The sequence below is a fragment of the Polynucleobacter sp. Nonnen-W13 genome (assembly GCF_018881735.1).
In the GTDB taxonomy this organism is placed as follows: domain Bacteria; phylum Pseudomonadota; class Gammaproteobacteria; order Burkholderiales; family Burkholderiaceae; genus Polynucleobacter.
This window is the reverse complement of record NZ_JACVPU010000001.1, coordinates 241,281-265,349: the sequence shown is the minus strand read 5'-3', so window position 1 is coordinate 265,349 and position 24,069 is coordinate 241,281. Positions and strand designations below refer to the sequence as shown.

Annotated in this window: 22 protein-coding genes; 7 read left to right on the top strand and 15 right to left on the bottom strand. The window is 46.5% G+C overall.

Features of this window, described 5'->3' with window-relative positions; all coding sequences use genetic code 11:
• Positions 1 to 130: 130 nt before the first annotated feature.
• Positions 131 to 949 (bottom strand): YdcF family protein, encoded by an 819-nt coding sequence (locus ICN27_RS01370; protein ID WP_216268675.1) that lies wholly within the window; start codon positions 947 to 949, stop codon positions 131 to 133.
• Positions 950 to 1,027: 78 nt separating this feature from the next.
• On the opposite strand from ICN27_RS01370, the gene ICN27_RS01365 reads away from it, so the two are divergent.
• Positions 1,028 to 2,518 (top strand): deoxyribodipyrimidine photo-lyase, encoded by a 1,491-nt coding sequence (locus ICN27_RS01365; protein WP_216268674.1) that lies wholly within the window; start codon positions 1,028 to 1,030, stop codon positions 2,516 to 2,518.
• 40 nt (positions 2,519 to 2,558) lie between these two features.
• Positions 2,559 to 3,398, top strand: coding sequence for a symmetrical bis(5'-nucleosyl)-tetraphosphatase (locus ICN27_RS01360; protein ID WP_216268673.1), 840 nt, complete (start codon positions 2,559 to 2,561; stop codon positions 3,396 to 3,398).
• Positions 3,399 to 3,423: 25 nt separating this feature from the next.
• Here ICN27_RS01360 and hemL read toward each other — a convergent pair whose 3' ends face one another.
• The 10 genes from hemL to ICN27_RS01310 all read right to left on the bottom strand — a co-directional run bounded on the left by hemL (position 3,424) and on the right by ICN27_RS01310 (position 14,220).
• Complete coding sequence (gene hemL / locus ICN27_RS01355; protein ID WP_216268672.1) at positions 3,424 to 4,716, bottom strand: glutamate-1-semialdehyde 2,1-aminomutase; 1,293 nt, start codon at positions 4,714 to 4,716, stop codon at positions 3,424 to 3,426.
• A 56-nt stretch (positions 4,717 to 4,772) separates the two neighbouring features.
• Positions 4,773 to 4,943: a rubredoxin gene (locus ICN27_RS01350; protein ID WP_011902084.1), complete on the bottom strand. Its 171-nt coding sequence runs from the start codon at positions 4,941 to 4,943 to the stop codon at positions 4,773 to 4,775.
• A 24-nt stretch (positions 4,944 to 4,967) separates the two neighbouring features.
• Positions 4,968 to 6,434, bottom strand: coding sequence for a class I SAM-dependent RNA methyltransferase (locus ICN27_RS01345; RefSeq protein WP_216268671.1), 1,467 nt, complete (start codon positions 6,432 to 6,434; stop codon positions 4,968 to 4,970).
• 31 nt (positions 6,435 to 6,465) lie between these two features.
• Entirely contained in the window at positions 6,466 to 6,891 is a 426-nt protein-coding gene (locus tag ICN27_RS01340; protein WP_216268670.1) for a CopD family protein, read from the bottom strand.
• A gap of 33 nt (positions 6,892 to 6,924) precedes the next feature.
• Positions 6,925 to 8,211 carry a glutamate-5-semialdehyde dehydrogenase gene (locus ICN27_RS01335; RefSeq protein WP_216268669.1) on the bottom strand — a complete coding sequence of 429 codons (1,287 nt, stop codon included), beginning with the start codon at positions 8,209 to 8,211 and terminating at the stop codon, positions 6,925 to 6,927.
• 62 nt (positions 8,212 to 8,273) lie between these two features.
• Positions 8,274 to 9,335: a DNA polymerase III subunit delta gene (holA, locus tag ICN27_RS01330; protein ID WP_216268668.1), complete on the bottom strand. Its 1,062-nt coding sequence runs from the start codon at positions 9,333 to 9,335 to the stop codon at positions 8,274 to 8,276.
• A 19-nt stretch (positions 9,336 to 9,354) separates the two neighbouring features.
• The gene (gene lptE, locus ICN27_RS01325; protein WP_216268667.1) at positions 9,355 to 9,882 is read right to left on the bottom strand and encodes an LPS assembly lipoprotein LptE; all 528 of its coding nucleotides are present in this window, start codon (positions 9,880 to 9,882) and stop codon (positions 9,355 to 9,357) included.
• 36 nt (positions 9,883 to 9,918) lie between these two features.
• Positions 9,919 to 12,591, bottom strand: coding sequence for a leucine--tRNA ligase (leuS, locus tag ICN27_RS01320; protein WP_216268666.1), 2,673 nt, complete (start codon positions 12,589 to 12,591; stop codon positions 9,919 to 9,921).
• Positions 12,592 to 12,631: 40 nt separating this feature from the next.
• Positions 12,632 to 13,432, bottom strand: a complete 801-nt coding sequence (gene dapB / locus ICN27_RS01315) for a 4-hydroxy-tetrahydrodipicolinate reductase (RefSeq protein WP_216269225.1) — start codon at positions 13,430 to 13,432, stop codon at positions 12,632 to 12,634.
• A 68-nt stretch (positions 13,433 to 13,500) separates the two neighbouring features.
• The gene (locus ICN27_RS01310; RefSeq protein WP_216268665.1) at positions 13,501 to 14,220 is read right to left on the bottom strand and encodes an outer membrane protein assembly factor BamE; all 720 of its coding nucleotides are present in this window, start codon (positions 14,218 to 14,220) and stop codon (positions 13,501 to 13,503) included.
• Positions 14,221 to 14,268: 48 nt separating this feature from the next.
• Here ICN27_RS01310 and fur point away from each other — a divergent pair, with 48 nt between their 5' ends.
• On the top strand, positions 14,269 to 14,721 hold the full coding sequence (gene fur / locus ICN27_RS01305) for a ferric iron uptake transcriptional regulator (protein WP_215308956.1): 453 nt from the start codon (positions 14,269 to 14,271) through the stop codon (positions 14,719 to 14,721).
• Between the two features lie 106 nt (positions 14,722 to 14,827).
• Here fur and gap read toward each other — a convergent pair whose 3' ends face one another.
• Both gap and tkt read right to left on the bottom strand, forming a co-directional pair.
• Positions 14,828 to 15,856, bottom strand: coding sequence for a type I glyceraldehyde-3-phosphate dehydrogenase (gene gap / locus ICN27_RS01300; RefSeq protein WP_216268664.1), 1,029 nt, complete (start codon positions 15,854 to 15,856; stop codon positions 14,828 to 14,830).
• Between the two features lie 56 nt (positions 15,857 to 15,912).
• On the bottom strand, positions 15,913 to 17,907 hold the full coding sequence (tkt, locus tag ICN27_RS01295; RefSeq protein ID WP_216268663.1) for a transketolase: 1,995 nt from the start codon (positions 17,905 to 17,907) through the stop codon (positions 15,913 to 15,915).
• Between the two features lie 43 nt (positions 17,908 to 17,950).
• On the opposite strand from tkt, the gene ICN27_RS01290 reads away from it, so the two are divergent.
• Entirely contained in the window at positions 17,951 to 18,712 is a 762-nt protein-coding gene (locus ICN27_RS01290) for a 16S rRNA (uracil(1498)-N(3))-methyltransferase (RefSeq protein ID WP_216268662.1), read from the top strand.
• A gap of 51 nt (positions 18,713 to 18,763) precedes the next feature.
• On the opposite strand, the gene ICN27_RS01285 is transcribed toward ICN27_RS01290, so the two are convergent.
• Positions 18,764 to 19,384, bottom strand: a complete 621-nt coding sequence (locus tag ICN27_RS01285; RefSeq protein WP_015420405.1) for a barstar family protein — start codon at positions 19,382 to 19,384, stop codon at positions 18,764 to 18,766.
• Between the two features lie 138 nt (positions 19,385 to 19,522).
• A complete protein-coding gene (locus ICN27_RS01280) occupies positions 19,523 to 21,862 on the bottom strand; it encodes an NADP-dependent malic enzyme (RefSeq protein ID WP_255534923.1) in 2,340 nt (779 codons plus the stop codon).
• Between the two features lie 72 nt (positions 21,863 to 21,934).
• Here ICN27_RS01280 and thiL point away from each other — a divergent pair, with 72 nt between their 5' ends.
• Genes thiL through ICN27_RS01265 form a run of 3 tightly spaced genes read left to right on the top strand, consistent with a single transcriptional unit; the run spans position 21,935 to position 24,056 of the window.
• Positions 21,935 to 22,957 (top strand): thiamine-phosphate kinase, encoded by a 1,023-nt coding sequence (gene thiL / locus ICN27_RS01275; protein WP_216268661.1) that lies wholly within the window; start codon positions 21,935 to 21,937, stop codon positions 22,955 to 22,957.
• Positions 22,954 to 23,535, top strand: coding sequence for a phosphatidylglycerophosphatase A (locus ICN27_RS01270; RefSeq protein ID WP_216268660.1), 582 nt, complete (start codon positions 22,954 to 22,956; stop codon positions 23,533 to 23,535). Before thiL ends, ICN27_RS01270 begins: the two co-directional genes overlap by 4 nt.
• Positions 23,532 to 24,056: a CinA family protein gene (locus tag ICN27_RS01265; protein WP_216268659.1), complete on the top strand. Its 525-nt coding sequence runs from the start codon at positions 23,532 to 23,534 to the stop codon at positions 24,054 to 24,056. Before ICN27_RS01270 ends, ICN27_RS01265 begins: the two co-directional genes overlap by 4 nt.
• Positions 24,057 to 24,069: the final 13 nt, after the last annotated feature.

The following is a 24,069-nucleotide window of genomic DNA, read 5'->3' as shown; positions in this document are numbered from 1 at the left end:
TCAGCGGAATAAGCAATTGAGGACCCAGCAGCAGAAGCTTGGGAAGTCTGGGTGGGTGTTGCAGCTTGACCCACAGGGGCTTTTTTAGCCGTGTTCATGTGGATTTATTTTACCGAACTCTCTGCCCTACTCAGATCTTTCCAGTAATCCGGTAGGCTAGAAGACCGACCGTCTCATGCAGGAAGTTATTCCACTGCTTGGCACCCTCCATCAGATCAAATGAACCCCAATGCAATCGATTTCCCGTTTGGTAATCGACAGGAACGGGAATCACCATAATCCCCTGTTTTTGGAATATCTTTACCGACCGATACATATGACTCGCTGAAGTAATCAGCAACCAAGGTTTTGGGGGTGCATCAGCTTCTTTGGCGCTCCTAGCCCCCAACTCCAAGATCATAGGTTTAATCAATACAACATTCTCATAGGTATTACGGGATTGGTTTTCATAATGGGCGTTTTTATCTGGCAAACCCTGCTCAGCAACCAATTGCTTAAAGGCATCTGCCTCGGACACGCCAACCGGTGATAGGCGCCCAGAAAAGCCAGTAAAGATAAAGGGCAGATCGGGATACTTGCGAATCAGCTCAAAGGCTTTAGTAACCCGCTCAGCAGCAGATCCAATTGAGATCTCACCCCGATCCAAAGCGATTTCACCGCCCTCAACGGCGCCACCCAAAATAATGATTCCACCAAAGTCTGCCTCTGACATCTGCGAAAGCTGAATCTTGGGTATGGCATTCTCAAGAGTTCTTAAAAAGACCTCAGAAGTAGGTAACCATCCTACTAGTAATAAATCTGCCAAAGCGAATAGCAGGAATCGTTTGCATAGATTGGGTTTTCTAAGACTCAGAAATAACAAGCTGAGCGCTACAAAAACAATAACCCAGTTGAGCGGCTCAATGCAAAACTGCACGATCTTAGAGAAAACAAAAAATAAAGTGTCCATAAATTCATAATCTATTGATAAGCAGGATATTACTCGCAAGCCAAGCAGGTCGGCCTAATTAGCCCTAATATAGGGGCTATGAAAAAAGCACTAGTTTGGCTCCGCCGTGATTTACGCCTGTATGACAATGCGGCGCTTCACCATGCCCTTACCAATAACAACCAGGTCTGGATGACCTTCATCTTCGATACCGAAATTCTAGACCCATTGAAGGTCGATGATCAGGCGGGTGGCGGCTTAACGCATGATCGACGTGTCGACTTTATCTGGCAGGGCTTGCAACAAATAGATGCGCAATTACGTAAACAAGGTGGCGGACTGATTGTTCAGTATGGCAAGCCCACTAAGTGTATTCCAAGAATTGCTGAGACTTTGGGTATCAATACTGTTTACACCAATCATGACTATGAGCCATCGGCAATTGCACGCGATACCTCTATTGCCAGATCACTAGAAAAACTTGGGATTGAATTGGAGACTTTCAAGGATCAAGTGATCTTTGAGAAAAAAGAAATTCTAACGAACTCGAACACGGTGTTCTCAATCTTTACGCCCTATAAGAACAACTGGCTTAAAACGCTACAAGAAAAAGATATCGCAGCTTATGACTGCACCCCTAAAAATGGGCAATTCGCAGCCATCCCAAATACTTTGGAATCCCCTATTCCATCCCTAGAGTCTATGGGCTTTAGCCCAACTGGAATTGAAACTTATCTCCCGCCAGGATCTGAAGGTGGCCAGAGTTTCTTGGAAGACTTCCTCCACCGCATTGATCAATACCAAATCGGTCGAGACTTCCCTGCCATTAAAGGTGTGAGCTATCTATCCACACACCTTCGCTTTGGCATGCTCTCGATTCGAGGCTTAGTGCGTGAAGCACATCGTCGCATGTTGGCTGGCAGCATGGGTGCAACGATCTGGTTAAGCGAACTCATCTGGCGTGATTTTTATTTCATGATTCTAGCCAATCACCCACGTCTTGCTGAGGGCGCCGCCTTCAAACCAGACTATGACAATATCGAATGGGAAAGTGGCGCCACTGCCAAGAAATTATTTAAAGCTTGGTGTGATGGCAAAACGGGTTATCCATTAGTGGATGCAGCCATGTGTCAACTCAACCAAAGTGGATATATGCATAACCGCCTACGCATGGTGGTTGCTAGCTTTCTTACTAAGGATTTAGGCATAGATTGGCGCTGGGGGGAGAGGTATTTTGCAAAACACCTCAATGACTTTGAACTTTCTTCCAACAATGGTGGATGGCAGTGGGCCTCTTCTTCGGGATGCGATGCGCAACCTTACTTCCGCATCTTTAATCCAATTACCCAGTCCCAAAAGTTCGATCCCGAAGGTAAGTTCATTCGTCGCTATTTGCCTCAACTAGAAAAACTCTCCAAGAAGTCGATTCATGCTCCTTGGGAAGCTGGTCACATTGAACTAGAAGCTGCCGGCCTTCTTTTGGGACGTGACTATCCCCTGCCGGTTGTAAATCATGATGAGGCACGCAAAAAGACCTTGGTGCGCTATAGCGTCGTCAAAAAGGTCAGCCCAGAAACTGCATCTGATTAATTTGTTCAAGGCTCTAACACTTTCCGATTTAAGATAGGGCATGAGCAAGATCTATGCCGTAGGTGATATTCAAGGGTGTGCACCCTCTTTGAAGGCGCTCGTTAAAAAACTACCCGCCCAATCTAAGATGATTTTTTTAGGTGACCTCGTAAACAGAGGCCCTGACTCATTAGGCACCCTACGCTACCTCAAGAAATTACAAGAAGAGAAACACATTGAGTGCATCCTCGGAAATCATGATCTCCATTTGCTTGCGGTAGATGCCGGCATCCGAAAAACTAAAGGGCTAGATACCGTACAACCGATTCTAGATGCGCCTGATAGAGCCGAGTTAATGGATTGGCTACGTCATAGGCCAATGGCTCTGAGTAATGGAAAAGTACTTACTGTTCATGCCGGAGTTCTACCTCAATGGGATCTTCAGCAAACGATTGAATGCGCGCAAGAAGTAGAAAAAGCGCTGCGCAAAAAATCCTACAAAGACTTTTTAGCGAATATGTACGGCAATACTCCCAATAAATGGAGTAACTCCCTAAAGGGATATGAGCGTTTGCGCGTCATCACCAATGCACTAACCCGTATACGTTTTTGCACTCCAGCAGGCATGATGGAGTTTGAAAGCAAGGAAGGTTTTGAGGATGGCCCCAAAGGCTATATCCCTTGGTTTAAAACTCCTAAACGAAAAACGCAAGACTCTCTGATTTACTTCGGGCACTGGTCAACTCTAGGACTACTCCAGCATGGGAATGTCATTGGCCTCGATACAGGCTGCGTCTGGGGTGGAAAACTGACTGCCATGGAAGTTCCAGAATCAGGTAAGCCAAGCAAGGATCTAAAAATTATCCAAGTAGATGGCTACGACCATCCACTTAGAATGTAATTCTGACTCTGCCCCTTATAGTTTCTTATAGCTTCTTAAATGCAGTTTTTGCGGCAGTGATGATTTCTTCTAAAACTGTATTGTCATGAGCAATGGAAGTAAATCCAGCCTCATAAGCAGAGGGTGCTAAGTACACCCCTTGATCTAACATCAAGTGGAAGAACTTCTTAAATGCTTCGATATCGGTTTTAGTGACTGCCTCAAAAGAGCTTGGGACCTCATTAGCAAAGTAAAAGCCGAACATACCGCCAACGCTATCAACAGCAAATGGCACACCCGCTTCATCCGCGGCCAGCTTTAAGCCGGCCATCAGTTTTTCAGTTTGCCCAGTTAGACAATCGAAGAAACCTTCTCGAGAAATAATCTCCAGCGTCTTTAATCCCGCTGCTACCGCTACCGGATTGCCAGACAAGGTACCTGCCTGATAAACATTACCCAGAGGCGCTAACTTAGACATGATTTCTTTTTTACCGCCAAAGGCAGCCATTGGCATACCGCCGCCCATGACCTTGCCAAGACAAGTAAGATCGGGAGTGATGCCTTGTAGAGATTGCGCGCCACCTAAGGCAACCCTAAATCCGGTCATCACCTCGTCGTAAATTAATACACTGCCGTGCTGGCTCGTCAACTGACGCAGTGTCGATAGAAATTCCTTTGAGGGCTTAATAAGATTCATATTGCCAGCAAACGGCTCAATAATCACCGCGGCAACCTGGTTATCCTGCTTTGTAAATACCTCTTTCAGTGCTGCCACATCGTTATATGGCAATACCAAGGTATGTTTAACCAAATCCTGTGGCACACCACCAGATGATGGTGCATTTTGAGTTGAATCTGCAAAGGTCAAGAGGCCAGAGCCCGCCTTCACCAAAAGACTATCAGCATGACCGTGATAGCAACCTTCAAATTTAATAATGAGATCACGCCCTGTATGACCACGTGCGAGACGTAGTGCACTCATAGTAGCTTCAGTTCCACTCGACACCATCCGCACTTGCTCAATGCTCGGTACCAATTGGCAAATGCGTTCTGCTAATTCAATTTCGCCTTCGGTAGGGGCGCCGTAGCTAAAGCTAGTTTCTGCAGCCTGCTTGACTGCTTCCACCACTTCTGGATTTGCATGACCCGCAATCATGGGGCCCCAAGACATAATTAAATCAATATAGCGCGTACCTTCAGCATCCCAGAAGTAAGGGCCTTTAGCTTTAGCAACAAAGCGCGGTGTACCGCCTACCTGACGAAAGGCGCGTACTGGAGAATTCACGCCCCCAGGAATTGTCTTTTGTGCGCGCTCAAATAAGATGTCATTTTTTCCCAAGATACTTTTCCCGATTTAGATAATGAATTTAAATATTGCTTAATTAAATTGATCTATTAGATCGCCATCATTTCAAAGTCTTCTTTGCGTGCACCACACTCAGGACAGGTCCAGTTCATGGGCACATCCTTCCAAAGCGTGCCTGGCGCAATACCCTCTTCAGGTAAACCTGCAGCTTCGTCATAGACCCAGCCACAAATTAAGCACATATATGTTTTGAATTCCATTACCGTATTCCTTATTGATCTTTTTTATTTTAAATCGGATGCAGCATCACGCTTTGGATGCATCTCGAACTTAAATAATCTGCATTCCAGGGGGCCATTAAATAAAGGCGTACGCTTAGATTCCTTAATACGCAACTGCCCTGGTAAGGCCATATCCGCTGTCAATACAAAGACATTCCAACCACCAAAAGCGTCCTTGAGATGCTGGCCAAACTGCCTTAAGAATTCGACAAATTTAGGATCCTGCTCTTCTTGAGCTTGTAGCTTTTTGAGAGACTCACGGCTAGAGCGTTTAGCACTTTGACGCCCTGTTTCCAGATTAAAGGCATAGCGATCCTCTGGCTCTTCAGCCTGTTCGCATGAATCTCTCTCCATATCGCCACCTGCAGCGCGATCTTGACCGCGTCCACCCTTGATCACCAAGCGCTCACCATAAGGCGGGTTCAATAGCATCACACCATTTTGAGTATTTGCTGGCGGCCTACTTGCTAAAGCATCAATTTGACGGGTTACTGGCAATCCCAGCAACTGAGCCCGCTGCCAGTTACCTTTAAACATCGCTACCAAGCGCTCATTAATATCACCACCGCTAATACCCAAAGATTCTGAATCTGGGAACTGTTTACGCTTCTCCATCATTTCAGCATGTGCAGCGTCTTTTAGAGAGGCCCAACGCTTTTGTTCAGCAACCTCATTAAATGGCTTGAGTCGCGCAAATCCAAAGCCATGAGCGGAGGTGACTAATGGGCGATAGGCCAAGCGACTCGGCTTGGCGTCATCACCATACATCCCCGCCCGAATAGCCCCCGGCGGTATAGCCAAAGCCATTTGAGCAGCCTCAATCAAAAAAGTGCCACTACCGCACATCGGATCAAATAAAGTTTGCGATGGTTTCCAGCCCGTAAGCAATAGGATGCCTGCTGCAAGATTTTCTTTTAAAGGAGCATCACCCTTTTCATCTCTCCAGCCACGTTTGAATAAGGCTTCACCTGAAGTATCTAAATAGATCGTGACATGAGTTGCCGTGAGATGCGCCTGTACCCGCACATCCGGAAATGCGGTATCAATACTGGGGCGATCACCAGTGACATCACGTAAACGATCAACAATCGCATCCTTGATTTTCAAGGTTGCAAAATTTAAGCTCTTCAATGGGGAGCGATGCGCCGTGACATCAACACGCAGAGTTTGTTTAGAAGAAAACCATTCTTCCCAAGCTAAACCACTAGCCAACTTATACAAATCTTCTTCCTGGCGGTATGGCGATTCCGCCATCTGCAGCAATACTCGACTGGCAATCCGTGAATGCAAGTTCAATGCCATAGCAGCCGATATTGGCGCCGCCAAACCCACCCCACCTGTAGGGCTCGTAGGTGTAGGATCAATCACCCAAGCACCCAGCGCTTTACAGTCAGGACGCTGCGCAATACTTGCTAGCTCTTTTGCAAGAGGCACTTCCAGTCCGCCTGGACAAACAACAAAAAATCTCATGAGGCTAGCAATCTAAAAGGGATGAAAAAAATTAAGGCTTAATGACTACCAAAGCGGTCACGATCACGAGGAGGAGGACTGGCGCTTCGTTAAACCAGCGATACCAAACTCCTGAATGGGTATTGACGCCATTGCGGAACTTTTTGAGCAAGCCCCAACACGCATGGTGATAGCCAATCACCAGAAGCACGAGGAACATCTTGGCATGCATCCATACTTCGCCTGAACCTATTTTGAAATACAACCACAAAGCAAGACCTAGCAATACGGCAGGTACCGCCAAGATTGTCATAAATCGAAATAAGCGATTCGCCATTCCTAGAAGGCGCGCGTAAACTTCAGGATTTTTTTCATCAGCCAAGTTCACAAAGATACGTGGGAGATAAAACAAACCAGCAAACCAAGAGGCAATCAAGACGATATGAAAAGTCTTGGTCCATAAATATGCATTACCCATGATGAATTATTTCCGTTCTGTTATGAGACTAGATTAAGTACGAATTTCGCCATGACCCATGACGATGTATTTGAGAGAGGTCAGGCCATCTAGGCCAACAGGGCCACGAGCATGTAGCTTGTCATTGGAAATACCAATCTCTGCGCCTAAACCATACTCAAAGCCATCAGCAAAACGGGTGCTGGCATTGACCATCACGCTCGCGCTATCGACTTCACGTAAGAAACGATTCGCTCGCACTTGATTATTGGTAATGATGGCATCAGTATGTTTACTGCCGTATTGTTCGATATGACCCATTGCTTCGTCGATATCCGCAACAGTCTTAATCGATAAAATTGGTGCCAAATATTCTGTTTGCCAATCTTCCTCAGTGGCATTGACTAAGTCTTTAAAACCGGCTGCCTCAAGAGTATTTCGCGTTTGGTCATCGACGCGCAACTCTACACCCTTATCTTGGTAGATCTTACAAAGCACTGGGAGCACTTGTGGTGCAATGGTTTTATTAACCAATAAGGTCTCCATCGCATTGCAAGGTGCATAGCGCTGAGTCTTGGCGTTATCGCAAACCTTGATTGCCATTGCGACATCCGCATCTGCATCAATATAGGTATGACAGATGCCATCCAAATGCTTAATCATCGGCACGCGTGCTTCTGCCATCAAACGTGCAATCAAACTCTTGCCACCGCGTGGAACGATCACATCAATATATTGGGTCATAGTGATCATTTCGCCAACAGCAGCGCGATCTGTAGTACTCACAACTTGTACCGCATCCATGGGTAAATTAGCCGCATCCAAACCTTCTTGAATCAATTGCGCCAACAAGGTATTCGAATCAATTGCCTCTGAGCCACCGCGCAAAATCACCGCATTACCGGATTTGAGGCACAGCGCAGCAGCATCAATCGTCACATTGGGGCGAGATTCATAAATAATGCCGATCACACCGAGTGGCACTCGCATCTGCCCAAGCTCAATACCCGAAGCCTGCTTTTGCAATGGGGTAATTTTTCCAATCGGGTCTTCAAGGGAAACAATTTGCTCCAAACCCAAGGCCATAGACTCAATCGTCTTTGGAGTCATCGTCAGGCGATCGATAAATGCTGCATCCTGTCCATTGGTTTTTGCACGAGCAACATCAAGCGCATTCACTCGGACAATTTCCTCAGAGCGCTCACGCACTAACTTAGCAATATGCAATAGCGCCTGATTTTTCTGCTCGCTAGATGACCGCGCCATTGCGCGTGATGCCTGACGAGCACGTCGGCCAATATCTTGCATCATGTGCTGAATGGTATTTGTTGAGTTACTCATATCTTTGTTGTGTCTAAAATAATTCTGTTATGCCTAAGCTTTAATCATCACCCTAGATTCTTCTAGCGCAATAAATTACCCACCAAACGCAAGCCATCCCAAGGATCTGCCGGCAATTCCGCAGCATGCAATCCCTTGGCTTGACGATCCAAACCTGCAGCCACCTGCATTGCCCTGCGCAACCTCAAAGGCTGCACTCGCTTTAGAGCTATGGGATATAAACGCTCTTTATTACCCCAGATGCGATTAGCGCGCATTAAATTCTGCACAGACTCCCCAGCATCGCTTGCCGCCTTTAGTTTCGATAGTATCCGAAGCTCTTCAGTTACGCTCCACAGAATCAGGACTAGGGGCTCACCCTCACCTTTAAGGCCATCTAACATGCGATTGAGACGAGGCAGATCGCCAGCTAGTATGGCTTCAGTCAACTCAAAGACGTTATACCGTGCCACCTTCAAAATAGCCGACCGAATTTGCTCCTCAGTAAGAACGCCGGCAGGATGCAACAAACCCAGCTTCTGAATCTCTTGGTGAGCGGCAATGAGATTCCCCTCCACCTGCTCTGCAATGAAGGCTAAGGCACGTTGACCGTCTGAGCCTGACTGCACCTCTTGACCCTGTTTTTTTAAGCGCCCCGCAATCCACTGCGGCAATTGCGTACGATCCAAAGAATCTAGTTGAATCGCCATACCCGCTTCATCCAAAGCACTAAACCAAGCTGAGGTTTTGGTCTTGCCATCCAATTTGGGCAAAATGATGCAAAAAATCGTATCTGGGCCATCAGGCCCTAGCGACTGGGACTCGATTTGGGCGGAAAACTGCTTAAGCGCATCAGCACCATCACGCCCAGGCTTACCCGTTGGTATGCGCAACTCAACCCAGCGCTTATCCCCAAATAAAGACATGGTTTGGCCAGCACTTAACAAAGCGCTCCAATCAAACCCACGCTCTTGCAATAAAACTTCACGATCGGTGTAACCCATTTTTTTAGCAGTGGCGCGCAACTGGTCCATTGCCTCCATCATCAGGAGGGGCTCATCACCGCTAAATATGTAGAGAGGCTTTAATGAAGCCGCTGAATTCAGTGACTTCAAATGAAGCTGTAGGGCATCGCTCTTAACCATGCGATTTGATCGTCATTCTTTAAAATCTTCGAGTCTGTGGTGCTCGAGCAGATGCAGAAACACGACGTAGAATTTGCACTGCAAGATCTCTGCGCATCAAAGATAGAAATTGCTGCATTTGGACGTCGGTCGCCAAAACAGTAGACACCGAGAAATCCATATCACGTGTCATATAGATTTCAGCTTCAGGCACAACATCCGCACCAGTGTTGTCATACGCCCTAAATCCGACTCGAATATTTAAGCGATAGGCAGAGACTTGACCATTGGAGTTGTAGGCTAAGATCTCACGGCCATTGAGATCGCTAGTAATTTCTAAAATGAGATCGGCATCTTTAGGATTGATAGCTACCTTAGCATCAGTACCCGTCAAAATAGCCGTCTGCAAGTCAGCACGCAATGGTGGTGATGGGTTACCAGTAATCGCAATAACCTTGAATGGCAAATCCACCATGCCACGCAAACGATAGCCGCAGGCAATCAAACCACTGACTGGAGCTAAGGTCAGAAACCCAAGCATGGTACGTCGAAGGTGATTTACGCGCATGTGTTTAGTTTCTATTCAAAATAAAGCGTTAGCGATCTAAGCAACAATATTAATCAAGCGGCCCGGAACCACAATCACCTTTTTAGGTGCTGCGCCATTTAATGCTTTTACAGCTGGCTCACTTTGTAATGCCAAAGCCTCAATTTGCTCTTTAGTTGCATCCGCAGGAACACGTATATCACCACGTAACTTGCCATTAATTTGCAACATGATGGTCAACTCTGTTTGAATCAGCGCAGCTTCATCTACTACAGGCCATGGCGCATCTAAAAGAGTGCCAAACGATTGATCGCACCCAATCTCATTCCAGAGAGCATGGGTCAAGTGAGGTACTACTGGGTAAAGCACCCGAATCAAAATACTCAAGCACTCACGCAATACAGCAGGTCGCACTGCAGTCTTATCACCGAGCTTTACAGGCTCTAAGACATTGAGCATCTTCATTGCCGCAGAAACTACGGTGTTGTATTGGCGACGCTGGTAGTCAAAGTTAGCTTGCTTCAGAATGGTATGCACTTCACGACGCAATTCTTTTTCAGCATCATTTAAATCGCTTGGTAATACTGCATCGGCAGTACGGATTGCATCCGCCTGACTACTGGAATATATCCAAACACGACGTAAGAAACGTGAGGCACCTTCTACACCAGCACTAGACCACTCAAGCTGCTGCTCAGGAGGGGCAGCAAACATCACAAAGAGGCGTGCAGTGTCTGCGCCGTATTGATCAATCAAAGCTTGAGGATCAACGCCATTATTTTTACTCTTAGACATCTTCTCAACGCCACCAATAATGACTGGCGTGCCAGCGGTATCGCCTTTCAGCTTGGCGCTTTGAGGGCGACCTTTATCATCGAGCTCGAGCTCAACATCTAAAGGATTTAACCAAGTCTTTTTACCGGATGCTTCCTCAGAGTAATAAGTCTCATTGAGCACCATGCCTTGCGTTAGCAAGTTCTGGAAGGGCTCATCAAAAGTAATGAGCTTGAGATCACGCATGACCTTGGTCCAAAAACGTGCATAGAGTAAATGCAAAATCGCATGCTCAATGCCGCCAATGTACTGATCCATTGGCATCCAGTATTCATTACGCTCATCAACCATGGTCTTCGCATCTGGACCGGTATAGCGCATGAAGTACCAAGACGAATCGACAAAGGTATCCATGGTGTCAGTCTCACGACGCGCAGGCTTGCCACATTTTGGACACTTCACATTGAGGAAGTCGGCACGCTTATTCAGTGGATTGCCACTACCATCCGGTACGCAATCTTCAGGCAATACCACCGGCAAGTCTGCTTCAGGAACTGGAACTGCGCCACAACCAGAATTGTTCTCATCACCACAATGAATAATCGGAATCGGTGTTCCCCAATAACGCTGGCGAGAGATACCCCAATCGCGCAAACGGTAAGTGGTTTTGATTTCACCAATACCCATTTGCTCTAAATCTTTGGCTACTGCATCCACTGCCTCTTCATGAGATAAGCCATCGTACTTACCGCTATTGAGGCAAACAACATCATCTTTCTGGGCATACCAATCTTGCCAATGGCTGGTATTGAACATGTCCGAAGGGGTGCGCAACGCAATCACTTGCTTAATTGGTAAATCGTATTTAAGCGCAAATGCAAAATCGCGCTCATCGTGTGCAGGTACGCCCATGACAGCGCCGTCGCCATATGACATTAAGACATAATTGCCAACCCAAACTGGTACCGGCTCATTAGTCAGTGGATGTGTCACATATAGGCCTGTGAACATACCTTCTTTTTCTTGAGTAGCTAGATCAGCTTCAATCACGCTACCGGTTTTACATTTCTCAATAAATGCAGCTAACTCTGGATTATTGGTTGCTGCCAATGTTGCCAACGGATGTTCAGCTGCAACGGCACAGAAAGTAACACCCATGATGGTGTCAGCACGCGTTGTAAATACATACAACTGACCATCTTGAACAAAGTTAGCATGCGCATCTGCAATCTCATGCTTGAACGCAAACCGTACACCACGACTCTTGCCAATCCAATTCTGCTGCATCGTTTTGACGCGCTCAGGCCAACCTAAGTTATCTAAACCAGACAGTAATTGCTCTGCATAGGCAGTGATATTGAAGTAATAACCTGGGATCTCACGCTTTTCAACCAAAGCACCAGAGCGCCAACCGCGCCCATCAATCACCTGCTCATTTGCCAATACGGTTTGATCGATTGGATCCCAATTGACAACTTGAGTCTTACGATAAGCAATACCTTTTTCAAGCATCTTTAAAAAGAGCCATTGATTCCAACGATAGTAATCAGGGCTGCAAGTAGCTACTTCACGCGACCAGTCAATTGCTAGACCCATCGCCGCCATTTGCTTTTTCATATAAGCAATGTTGTCGTAGGTCCATTTAGCTGGCGGTACTTTATTCTGAATCGCTGCATTTTCAGCGGGCATACCAAACGCATCCCAGCCCATCGGCATGAGTACGTTATAGCCTTGCATGCGCAACTGCCTAGCCATCACATCATTGATGGTGTAGTTACGAACATGCCCCATATGCAACTTACCCGATGGATAAGGCAACATAGAACAGGCGTAATATTTTGGTCTTGACTTGCCGGAAGCATTTACTGCGTTCTCGGCTACCTGATGAGCTTGCGCACTTTCCCAATCAGTTCGTGCAGCAGCTTCAATACTGCGGTGATCGTAATCCTTACTCATTCAATACAACTCTTTTCTTCAATTCTGATTTACTGAACATTCACTTACGCAGGCCAAGAACATCTTGCATGTCATAAAGACCGGAACCCTGAGCTTGCAAGAAGCGTGCAGCGCGCAAAGAACCTTGTGCATAAGACTGACGGCTAGAAGACTTATGGCTAATCTCAATGCGCTCACCCTCGCCCGCAAATAAGACAGTGTGATCACCCACAATATCTCCACCACGGATAGTGGCAAAACCAATCGCGCCAGCTTTGCGCTCACCGGTATGACCTTCGCGTGCATATACCGCAACATCACCTAATTTCTCACCAAGCGCATCTGCAATCACCTCACCCATTCTGAGGGCGGTACCAGATGGTGCATCCACTTTATGACGGTGATGGGCTTCAACGATTTCAATGTCGTAACCTTCATTCAACATCTTTGCGGCAATCTCTAGCAACTTAAATGTCGCATTGACACCCACACTCATATTTGGAGCAAATACGATAGCCAAGTTTGCAGAAGCTTTCTTCAGGTTATCAATTTGCTCTGAGCTCAGACCGGTAGTACCGATAATCATTTTGCTGTTCGTCTTTTGCGCCACGGCTAAGTGGGCCATGGTACCCTCGGGACGAGTGAAGTCAATTAAAAACTCAGCACTACTCAGCGCCTTCGTAATATCCGATGTAATGACTACGCCAGTTTTTTTACCCAAGAATGCACCAGCATCTTCACCAAGCAAAGGGCAAGACTCATGCTCTAGTGCACCAACAAGCTCAGCGTCCGTGCAATTGAGCACTGCCTCGATCAACATTTTTCCCATACGGCCGGTTGCACCAGCAATTGCGATTTTCATCATTTGTATCTTCGTTTCTTATTCAAGGTTGCCGAAAAACTTCACTCGACATCAACACAACTTTATCTTTACTTTGCTTCACTAGCCTGTGGAACGTTAAGGGCGCCAGGACCTAACTGTTGAGGCACCGGCTGAGAATCTGGCGACTTTTTTGAAAAGCTAAAAAAGTCCCAAAATGAACTGCTGGCAGGAGCTGCAGGCACTGTAGCCCCAGCGGGCAAATTATTCGTTGGACTGGGAACCAGCAACTCTGGCTGCTGCAAAGGTGGGGTTACTGGTGGCTTGTTCGATCCAGTCATGACCTCCCAGAATGAGCGTTTGCTTTTTGCATAGCCATCAATTTCAGCAACCAACTCGACATCGGTTGGCAATGCATCACCCTGAAACTTAACCAGCTTATCGCCTTCGAAAAACACCGTCACGCGACGCTCTTTACTCATTTGTTGGCCAGCGCGCTTAAATTCAAAAACGTAATCCCAGCGATTGGCATGGAAATAACTTGCAAGCAAAGGTGTACCTAGAATTTGACGCACTTGCTCACGACTCTGCCCGACCTGTAACTTTGCGTATTGCTCGCTCGAGATAAAGTTGCCCTGCACCACATCTGGAACATAAGGTCTAAAGACTTTGTTCATCCAGGCACGCTGTGTGTCATCGACAGCACTAGTACAGCCAGTGACAATCATTACTGAACTCACTGCAGCAATAACTAAGCCCGCCCGAGCGAGTTCAAAAACCCTCAAAATGGAGTTCAATAGACGGGTAAAAAGCTGGAGGCAAATTTGCATGGCAGGCCGTATCATTAAGACATTGATTTTAGCTCCCAAACCCTGAATATGAACCAAAATCCGACTCCAGCAGATTTACGCGACATTGGCCTGAAGGCTACCGGTCCACGCATGAAAATCCTAGACTTTTTTCATCAAAATGGTGGCACGCACTTTAGCGCTGAAGACGTCTTTATGGCCTTGGCAAAGGATGATAAAGAAATTGGCTTAGCCACGGTATATCGGGTGCTCACCCAGTTTGAACAAGCAGGCCTCTTACTCCGCAGTCATTTTGAGTCCAGCAAAGGGGATGGTAGGGCTATTTACGAACTGAACGAAGGTCAGCACCATGACCACTTGGTCTGCCTGGATTGCGGCCATGTTGAGGAGTTTGTGGATGAGGCCATTGAGAAAAGGCAGCGCGACATCGCTAAAAACCTTGGTTTCAAGCTCCAGGAGCACTCTTTAGCGATGTACGGCCACTGCCAAAAGAAGAATTGCCGCAATAAGCCAAAGTCCTAAATTTGGAAGATAAGAGCGGATAATGAAAAAAGACCTCAATTGAGGTCTTTTTTACATGAAAAACAAGATTTTAAGCGCTGTTAGACTTAAAACCGGTTCGATTTTCTTAATTTATAGCCATCAATGCCTCAGCAGCATTGAGCATTTGGACTGAATAACCCCACTCATTGTCATACCAAGCCAATACTTTGACCAACTTACCATCGGCTGAAACGCGAGTTTGGGAAGCATCGTAAATACTAGGGCGAGGATCGTGATTGAAGTCGATGGATACCAAAGGCAGGGTATTGAAACCCAAAATACCCTTCAACTCACCCTCACTGGCTGTTTTGAGGATTGAGTTCACTTCATCCACGCTAGTAGCGCGGCTAGCAGCAAAGGTTAAATCCACAACAGAAACGTTAATGACGGGCACGCGCATTGCAAAACCGTCAAAGCGCCCTGCTAAAGCTGGCAATACCAAGCCAACTGCTTTTGCTGCACCTGTCTTGGTTGGAATCATGCTGGTCACAGCAGAACGCGCACGGCGCATATCCTTGTGATACACATCGGTGAGAACCTGGTCATTAGTAAACGCATGAATCGTGGTCATCAAACCAGATTCGATCCCAATTTTTTCTAGCAATGGCTTAACCAATGGGGCTAAACAGTTAGTTGTGCAGCTCGCATTAGAAACTACAACATCGCTTGATTTCAGAACTTGTTGATTCACACCATAAACAATAGTGGCATCAACATCTTTTTCACCTGGGGCAGAGATCAATACCTTCTTCGCACCCTGAGAAATATGCACCATGGCTTTTTCTTTGGAAGTGAATTTGCCTGAGCACTCAAGCACTAAATCCACACCCAACTCACCCCAAGGAGTTTCCAAAGGATTACGGGTAGAGAACATCTTGATGCGATCGCCATTGACCACCATGCAATCACCGTCTACCTTCACTTCAGCAGGAAAACGACCATGCGCAGAATCATATTGCGTCAGGTGCGCATTGATGTCGATATCACCCATCGCATTAATTGCAACGATTTTGATATCACGTCTAGGCTTGCCATTGACTTGATCTTCATACAAAGCACGTAAGACCATACGACCAATACGACCATAACCATTAATTGCGACACGAATTGTCATTCCATTTCCCTTACTAATTTTGAATTCTTAAATAAATACTTTGTTTCTAATCTTGTCTATTTCTTTGCAATACATTGCTTCACTGTTTTAGTAATCTGATCAACCGTTAGACCAAAGTATTCATAGAGCACAGGTGCTGGCGCAGATTCTCCGAAGGTATCAACGCCATGGACTGCTGCACAACCATACTTCCACCAGAAATCACTTACGCCCGCTTCAACAGCAATGCGTGGAATATCCGCTGGTAAAACTGTTGCTTTATACGCAGCGTCCTGTTGATCAAATACTGTCGTTGATGGAATCGATACCACACGAATACCAAAACCCTCGCCCTCTAAACGCTCGGCTGTTTGCAATGCCAAGGCAATTTCTGAACCAGTAGCAATAATCACCGCCTTGATCTTCGATTTCTTGGGATCACGTAAAACATATCCACCGCGGGCAATATCTTTTACTTGCTGACTATTACGCGGCACAAATGGGCAATTTTGACGACTGAAGATCAAGGCGCTTGGGCCATGCTGACGTTCAATCGCAGCACCCCATGCAACTGCACTCTCAGTGGTGTCACATGGACGCCAGACCATCAAGTTCGGAATGAGACGCAAGCTTGCTACATGCTCAACAGACTGGTGGGTTGGACCATCCTCACCCAAGCCAATAGAGTCATGTGTAAAAACAAAGATACTACGCAATTTCATCAATGCAGCCATGCGCAATGCATTGCGACTGTAATCAGAGAAGGTTAAGAAGGTGCCACCGAATGGGATATATCCACCATGTAAAGCGATACCGTTCATGATGGCACTCATACCAAACTCACGCACACCGTAGTTGATATGGTTGCCCCATTGATCTCCACGCACAGCCTTGCATGAAGACCAGTTGGTTAAGTTAGAGCCTGTTAAGTCGGCAGATCCGCCCATGAACTCCGGCAAAGCGGGCGCTAATGCCTCGATCGCATTTTGACTGGCCTTGCGAGTAGCAATTGTTTCTGCTTTGACTTCACAGGTTTTTAAATAAGCGTCTAAAGTTTTTGAAAAGTCTTTAGATAAATCGCCTTGCATACGGCGCTGTAATTCAGAAGCCAACTCTGGATATTTATTTTTGTAGGCCTGGAATTCTTTATTCCACTCATGCTCAGCAGCTTGACCACGCTTCTTAAAATCCCAAGCTTCATAAATATCATTTGGAATTTCAAACGGCGCATAGGGCCAGTTCAATGCAACACGGGTTGCAGCAATTTCAGCTGCGCCCAATGGGGAGCCATGCACCTTATCGCTACCCGCCATATTGGGAGAACCTTGACCAATCGCAGTCTTGCAACAAATCAATGTCGGTTTGTCACTCTTCTTCGCTTGAGCGATTGCACTAGATACAGCCTCTGCATCATGACCATTCACGGCACGCAGGACATTCCAGCCGTAAGCCTCAAAACGTTTTGGCGTATCTTCGTTGAACCAAGAAACTACTTTGCCATCAATCGAGATGCCGTTGTCATCCCATAGTGCAATGAGTTTATTAAGTTTGAGTGTGCCAGCCAATGAACATACTTCATGACTGATGCCTTCCATCAAACATCCATCGCCTAAAAAAACATAGGTGTAGTGATCAACAATATCGTGGCCTGGGCGATTAAATTCCGCAGATAATAATTTTTCTGCCAGCGCCATGCCAACCGCGTTTGAAATCCCCTGACCTAAAGGACCGGTAGTGGTTTCTACTCCGGGAGTAATTCCATACTCAGGATGGCCAGCAGTTTTACTATGTAACTGACGGAAATTTTTTAACTCGCTCATCGGCAAGTCATAGCCAGTGAGATGCAATAAGGAATACAACAACATCGAGCCATGGCCGTTAGATAAAATGAAGCGATCACGATTCATCCAATGGGGATCGGTTGGATTGTGCTGCAAATGTTCATTCCACAGACCAACTGCAATATCAGCCATACCCATTGGCATTCCAGGATGTCCGGAATTGGCTTGTTGAACTGCATCCATGGATAAAGCACGAATGGCATTTGCCATACGAATTTGAAGGTTTGACATCGTAAATTGGGTCTCGAGAAAATTAATTAGCTATATTTCAGTAATGCCTCAATTTTATCTTCCCGGCCCATGGGAAAACCAAAAGCCAAATACCCTCACCCCCGAGCTTGCACATCACCTGCGCGTGCGCCGTATCCAAGTTGGTGAATTTTTCCCCATCTTTGATGGAAATGGCCAAGTTGCCCAAGCCAAACTCCTTTCCCTCAGCAATAAATCAGGGGAAGCCGAGTTGAGCGATATTCGCCAAGACACTCATCGTGAGAGCCCCTATGCTATTACCCTGGCGCAAGGGCTTGCTGGAGGCGACAAGATGGATTGGGTGGTTGAAAAGGCTATAGAGACTGGGGCTCAGCTTATTGCCCCATTACAGTGTGAGCGCTCAGTGATTAAATTAACCCGCTCTAGTGATGCTGAACGTGCCCAAAAGCGTCTTTTGCACTGGCAAGGCATTGTTCAAGCAGCTTGCGAACAATGTGATCGCACAGTGTTAGCTACAGTAGAGCCTGTTCAAAGTTTTGCAAGTTATCTACAGAAGACTCAAAAAGCTAAACTTAAACTACTTTTAAGCCCAGATACTGATAAAAGCTTATATTCTGTTTTAGTGGATAACCCACCGCAGGATGTCATTTTGATGATTGGGCCCGAAGGTGGACACTCCCCAGAAGAGGAAGCACAAGCTCAGGCAGCGGGTTATCAAATAGTTTCTCTAGGTGATCGCGTATTGAGAACTGAAACTGCTGGAATTGTGGCCATTACTGCTGTTCACAGTATTTGGGGTCCAGAAATGCAAAATCGCCTCAAATAGAGGCGATTTTTGCTGATTGACTGCCTTGCTGCTTATTCGTTAAACAAGCAATTAAGCAAAAGAGTAGAACACGCGATACGGTGTCCGGCGCTCAGACCAAAAGTCCACAGCATCACGGAATACATCTAGCAGAGTCTCGCGAGCCTCTTTGTCAAACTTTTGAGTACAAGGCAAACCTTCGAGCACCACTACAAAACCTGGCTGAGGGCCAGACTTATCAACAGTTGTCGTCAAAGCATCCAATAAAGGATCGAAATTCTTCGCCTGTTGCTTGGTAAAGGTGTAAGCAATTGCAATCGCCTCTAAAACTTCGCCTTTAGTCATTGCATTTGCACAATTTGCGTAAATGAAATGCTGGCCAAGTTCAGTAGCCGCCTCCTGAAGATCAGGAGTGCGAAAAGCACGAATAGATTGCACGATATTAGGGCGCACACTGCGCAACATTGCCGGCGGTCCGGCATCGCGAACGGCCAAAGCGGCACGCCAAGAAGCAGTCACTTTTTTCCCCGAAACTTGATTTGCTGCATAGGTTTGTAAACGAGATAAACCGCCCTCAGCATAGATATTGGCAGCGGAGGACTCGGTTTCGAGTCGATCGTTACTATCCCAACTTTCAGCCCGACTGTGTTCGTCAAAGCCTACTGTAGTGCCGTTTTCAGAGCGATTATTCATGATGGATGCTAGATTACCCTTAACACGCCATCAAATCAAGTCCAATTACAGTACATTTTATATAAACCATTGATTTATATAATAATTATTTATGTTAGTTAATACTAACTAACATAAATAAAAGCCCATCCCCAGGTCTTAGGCCGCCCCTCTAGCGTTGCTTGCAGCTTCAACTACCGCCAAGGTGGTCACATTGACGATACGACGCACTGTAGCTGCTGGCGTCAAAATGTGAATTGGCTTAGCAACCCCTAAAAGCAATGGTCCGATTGCGATACCGTTACCGGCAGCCGTCTTCAATAAGTTGTAAGAAATATTGGCAGCATCAATATTTGGCAGAACTAACAAATTAGCATCACCTTTTAGCGGTGATGAAGTAACCGCACCGGCGCGAATAGTTTCATCCAAAGCGCTATCACCGTGCATTTCACCATCCACCTCAAGACTAGGGTCTGCTTTTTGAATCAAAGCAAGTACGTCACGCATTTTGACTGCAGATGGAGCGCTACTTGAACCGAAGTTGGAATGGGACAAGAGCGCCACCTTAGGCGCTATACCCAATTTACGCATTTCGTTTGCAGCCATTAAGGTGAGTTCAGCCAATTGTTCTGCTGTTGGATCGATATTCACATGGGTATCGACCAAGAAGACTTGGCGGCCCGGCAAAATCAATCCAGACATGGCGCCATACACATTGGCGCCCGGCTCTTGACCCACCACCTCATCGATGTACTTCAAATGGGTTGCTAAATTGCCAACGGTGCCACAGATCATGCCATCAGCCATGCCTTTACTAATCATGATAGATCCGATCAAGCTATTGCGGCGACGCATTTCTAGCTTAGCAAAAGATTCGGTAACACCCTTACGCTCAGTCAAGCCTAAATACGTTTGCCAGAAATCACGGAAGCGTGAGTCACTCTCTGGGTTCACGATCTCAAAGTCTTCACCCGCTTTAATACGTAATCCGAACTTGTCAATGCGGTGCTCAATTACCGCAGGACGACCGATCAGAATCGGTGTTGCTAAATGCTCATCAATAATGATTTGTACTGCACGCAATACGCGCTCATCTTCACCTTCAGCAAATACAATCCGTTTTTGAGCGGCAGACACTCCCTTAGCAATGCTAAACAATGGCTTCATCAAAGTACCGGAGTGGTACACAAATTGTTGTAACTGATTGCGATAAGCATCGAAGTCTTTAATTGGGCGCAGAGCTACGCCGTCCTCCATTGCCGCCTTAGCAACAGCGGGTGCGATGACGGTAATCAAACGCGGATCAAACGGCTTCGGAATTAAGTACTCCGGACCAAAAGACAAGTTCTCAATACCGTATACCGAGGTCACTATTTCGCTCTGCTCAGCACGTGCCAACTCCGCCACAGCCTTAACCGCTGCGACTTCCATGCCACGCGTGATGGTGGTGGCGCCAACGTCTAATGCACCGCGGAAGATAAATGGAAAGCACAACACGTTATTTACTTGGTTTGGGTAATCAGTACGGCCCGTTGCCATCACCGCGTCAGGACGAACTTCCTTTACCTCCTCAGGCAGAATCTCAGGAGTTGGATTTGCCAAGGCATAGATCAATGGCTTATCAGCCATTTTCTTCACCATCGATTGCTTCAGAACACCGCCAGCTGAGAGTCCTAAAAAAATATCAGCGCCTTCAATCACTTGATCTAGGGTGCGTAAATCTGTCTCCTGACAGAACGGCTCCTTTTGCGGATCCATTAATTCTTGACGACCTTTGTATGCAACACCAACTAAGTCAGTAACCCAAATATTCTTACGCGGGATACCAAGGTCAACTAATAAATCTAAACAAGCTAATGCAGCAGCGCCAGCACCAGAAGTGACTAATTTCACATTAGCAACATCCTTACCGACTACTTTTAAGCCATTCAGAATCGCAGCAGCAACCACAATCGCAGTTCCATGTTGGTCATCATGAAAGACCGGAATCTTCATACGCGCTCGCAACTTGCGCTCAACAATAAAACAATCTGGGGCTTTGATGTCTTCTAGATTGATACCGCCAAAAGTAGGCTCGAGCGCCGCAATGATTTCAACTAATTTATCTGGATCGTTTTCATTAACTTCAATATCAAAAACATCAATGCCTGCAAATTTCTTAAAGAGAACTGCTTTACCTTCCATCACCGGCTTACTGGCCAATGGGCCAATGTTTCCTAGGCCCAATACTGCGGTACCGTTGGTTATCACACCAACTAAATTACCTCGGGCGGTATATTTGAAAGCATTCGCGGGATCTTTAACAATTTCCTCGCAAGGCGCAGCAACGCCTGGCGTATAAGCTAGGGCCAAGTCACGCTGATTGGTTAGCTGCTTCGTTGGGGCGATTTCAATCTTCCCCGGAGTTGGAAACTCATGATAGTGAAGAGCAGCCGCCCTTAAATCCGCTATTTGCTGTTCTTTACTGCTATTGCTTGGTTTGCTCATCAGTTCACTCATCAATCAGACGTATTCAAGCTTCTAATTCTATTCCTCTCAGATGAAAGAGTCCCAAGAGCCATAAAATGGGGCATGCAATCTCAAACCTCCTCACTTGGCGAATTTGATCTCATTCAGCGTTTCTTTAAAGCGCAGTCAGAACTCATGCTTGCCAATAAGCCTGGCTCAGTAAAGCTGGGAATTGGTGATGATTGCGCCCTACTAAAAACCGACCCAGCCGAGGAGCTTGCCATTACCAGCGACATGTTGGTAAGTGGCAGACACTTTTTTCCAGACGCTAATCCAGAGTGGCTAGGCTGGAAAGCCCTAGCAGTCAACCTCTCAGACCTAGCGGCTATGGGCGCTAGGCCGATGGGTTTCACACTCGCACTGGCACTGCCTGAGGCAAATTCAGCTTGGTTAGAAGCCTTTAGCAAAGGTTTATTTGCCATCGCCAATCAATTTGCTTGTCCACTCATTGGCGGCGACACTACCGCTGGTCCACTCAATATTTGTATCACCGCTTTTGGCAGCATCCCAAAAGACGAGGCCATTCGTAGAACAGGGGCATTGGAAGGTGATGACATTTGGGTTTCCGGAGCCGTTGGTGATGCCCGACTTGCTCTTGCTGCACTGCGTCATGAGCTGGAATTAAAAAGGGGGGATTTGGAAATCATTGAGGCTCGCATGCATCAACCCACCCCTAGAGTTCATTTAGGCATTGCCTTAAGAGGCATTGCCAATTCTGCTCTGGATATCTCCGATGGCCTGTTGGGTGATCTGAGACATATCCTCAAGCAATCAGGCAGGGATGCAGAAATCTTCTTAGACCGAATCCCAAAATCCACAACATTGCGTAAGCAATCGCTAACTATTCAGAATCAATACGCAGCTAGTGGTGGTGATGATTACGAGCTATGCTTTACTGCAGCAAGCGGCTCAAGAGATGCGATCACCAAAATCAGTGAGGACTTAAATCTTCCGCTCACTCAAATTGGCAGCATTAAGCTGATGCAACACTCCGTACCAGAGATCCAGCTCATTGCTAGCAGTGGGGCGAGATTAAATCCTGAAGAAGTAAATCAACTACTTAAATCCTTTGATCACTTCGCATGAATTCCCCATCTGATACGCCAACTTCGCCCATACCCAAACACAGCTTCAGGTGGGTAATTAGTAAACCAAGTCGCGCCCTAGCATTCGGACTGGGTAGTGGTTTGGCGCCATTCGCACCTGGCACCGCTGGAACACTGTGGGCTTGGGCTACTTTCTTGCTGGGCGATTATTTTCTATCCACCGCAGCATGGTTCTGGATTATTGGCGCAGGCATTCTTCTAGGTTGCTGGATCTGCGGACAAGTCAGCGAAGAGTTAGGGGAAAAAGATTTTGGTGGAATTGTGTGGGATGAAGTAGTCGCCTTCTGGCTTGTATTGATATTCATCATGCCGACAAACTTATGGATGCAGATGTTGGCATTTGCACTATTCCGATTCTTTGATGCCATGAAACCCGGTCCGATCGGAATGATTGATCGGTACTTTAAACATGTAGAGAATGGTGATCACTCATCTCCATCCAGTGTTGGCTTAATACTATGGCGCGGCTTCGGAATTATTGCTGACGATTTGGCTGCAGCATTTTTTACCCTACTCACCATGATACTTTTACCTATTGGATTGAGCTACATCTCATGAAAAATAATAATGATCCTCAGCATGAACTAGCCAGAGCCATTGCCCTGACTTTAATGAACCGAGGCTGGAAAATTGCCTTGGCAGAGTCCTGCACTGGTGGCCTCGTCTGCGCAACACTGACAGACTTAGCAGGCTCGAGTGATTGGCTTGAGCGAGGCTATATCACCTACAGCAATGCTGCCAAATCAGAATGCTTAGATGTTTCAATGGAAGCGATTGAATCTTTTGGCGCAGTCAGTGAGCAAGTCGCCAAAGCGATGGCCGAGGGTGCACTACGTCATGCCAATGTCAACACTGCGATCTCTATTACCGGCATCGCTGGTCCAACAGGTGGCTCAGCAGAAAAGCCGGTTGGCACCGTCTGCTTTGGCTGGGCGGTCAAAGAAAATATTGGGCATGATGTGATTAATACTGTTACGTTGACCAAACACTTCAATGGTGATCGTCAAGTAGTGCGAGAACAAGCGCGTGATTTTGCGCTCTCTCACTTTTTGGAATTACTTAAACCCAAAAACGCATAACAAGGTAGCACTA

What these genes read in the sequence shown, in the direction of transcription:
- ICN27_RS01370 (WP_216268675.1), bottom strand. Translation starts at nt 949, where the DNA reads ATGGACACTTTATTTTTTGTTTTCTCTAAGATCGTGCAGTTTTGCATT.
- ICN27_RS01365 (WP_216268674.1), top strand. Translation starts at nt 1,028, where the DNA reads ATGAAAAAAGCACTAGTTTGGCTCCGCCGTGATTTACGCCTGTATGAC.
- ICN27_RS01360 (WP_216268673.1), top strand. Translation starts at nt 2,559, where the DNA reads ATGAGCAAGATCTATGCCGTAGGTGATATTCAAGGGTGTGCACCCTCT.
- ICN27_RS01350 (WP_011902084.1), bottom strand. Translation starts at nt 4,943, where the DNA reads ATGGAATTCAAAACATATATGTGCTTAATTTGTGGCTGGGTCTATGAC.
- ICN27_RS01345 (WP_216268671.1), bottom strand. Translation starts at nt 6,434, where the DNA reads ATGAGATTTTTTGTTGTTTGTCCAGGCGGACTGGAAGTGCCTCTTGCA.
- ICN27_RS01340 (WP_216268670.1), bottom strand. Translation starts at nt 6,891, where the DNA reads ATGGGTAATGCATATTTATGGACCAAGACTTTTCATATCGTCTTGATT.
- ICN27_RS01335 (WP_216268669.1), bottom strand. Translation starts at nt 8,211, where the DNA reads ATGAGTAACTCAACAAATACCATTCAGCACATGATGCAAGATATTGGC.
- holA (WP_216268668.1), bottom strand. Translation starts at nt 9,335, where the DNA reads ATGGTTAAGAGCGATGCCCTACAGCTTCATTTGAAGTCACTGAATTCA.
- lptE (WP_216268667.1), bottom strand. Translation starts at nt 9,882, where the DNA reads ATGCGCGTAAATCACCTTCGACGTACCATGCTTGGGTTTCTGACCTTA.
- leuS (WP_216268666.1), bottom strand. Translation starts at nt 12,591, where the DNA reads ATGAGTAAGGATTACGATCACCGCAGTATTGAAGCTGCTGCACGAACT.
- dapB (WP_216269225.1), bottom strand. Translation starts at nt 13,432, where the DNA reads ATGAAAATCGCAATTGCTGGTGCAACCGGCCGTATGGGAAAAATGTTG.
- ICN27_RS01310 (WP_216268665.1), bottom strand. Translation starts at nt 14,220, where the DNA reads ATGCAAATTTGCCTCCAGCTTTTTACCCGTCTATTGAACTCCATTTTG.
- fur (WP_215308956.1), top strand. Translation starts at nt 14,269, where the DNA reads ATGAACCAAAATCCGACTCCAGCAGATTTACGCGACATTGGCCTGAAG.
- gap (WP_216268664.1), bottom strand. Translation starts at nt 15,856, where the DNA reads ATGACAATTCGTGTCGCAATTAATGGTTATGGTCGTATTGGTCGTATG.
- tkt (WP_216268663.1), bottom strand. Translation starts at nt 17,907, where the DNA reads ATGTCAAACCTTCAAATTCGTATGGCAAATGCCATTCGTGCTTTATCC.
- ICN27_RS01290 (WP_216268662.1), top strand. Translation starts at nt 17,951, where the DNA reads ATGCCTCAATTTTATCTTCCCGGCCCATGGGAAAACCAAAAGCCAAAT.
- ICN27_RS01285 (WP_015420405.1), bottom strand. Translation starts at nt 19,384, where the DNA reads ATGAATAATCGCTCTGAAAACGGCACTACAGTAGGCTTTGACGAACAC.
- ICN27_RS01280 (WP_255534923.1), bottom strand. Translation starts at nt 21,862, where the DNA reads ATGAGTGAACTGATGAGCAAACCAAGCAATAGCAGTAAAGAACAGCAA.
- thiL (WP_216268661.1), top strand. Translation starts at nt 21,935, where the DNA reads ATGCAATCTCAAACCTCCTCACTTGGCGAATTTGATCTCATTCAGCGT.
- ICN27_RS01270 (WP_216268660.1), top strand. Translation starts at nt 22,954, where the DNA reads ATGAATTCCCCATCTGATACGCCAACTTCGCCCATACCCAAACACAGC.
- ICN27_RS01265 (WP_216268659.1), top strand. Translation starts at nt 23,532, where the DNA reads ATGAAAAATAATAATGATCCTCAGCATGAACTAGCCAGAGCCATTGCC.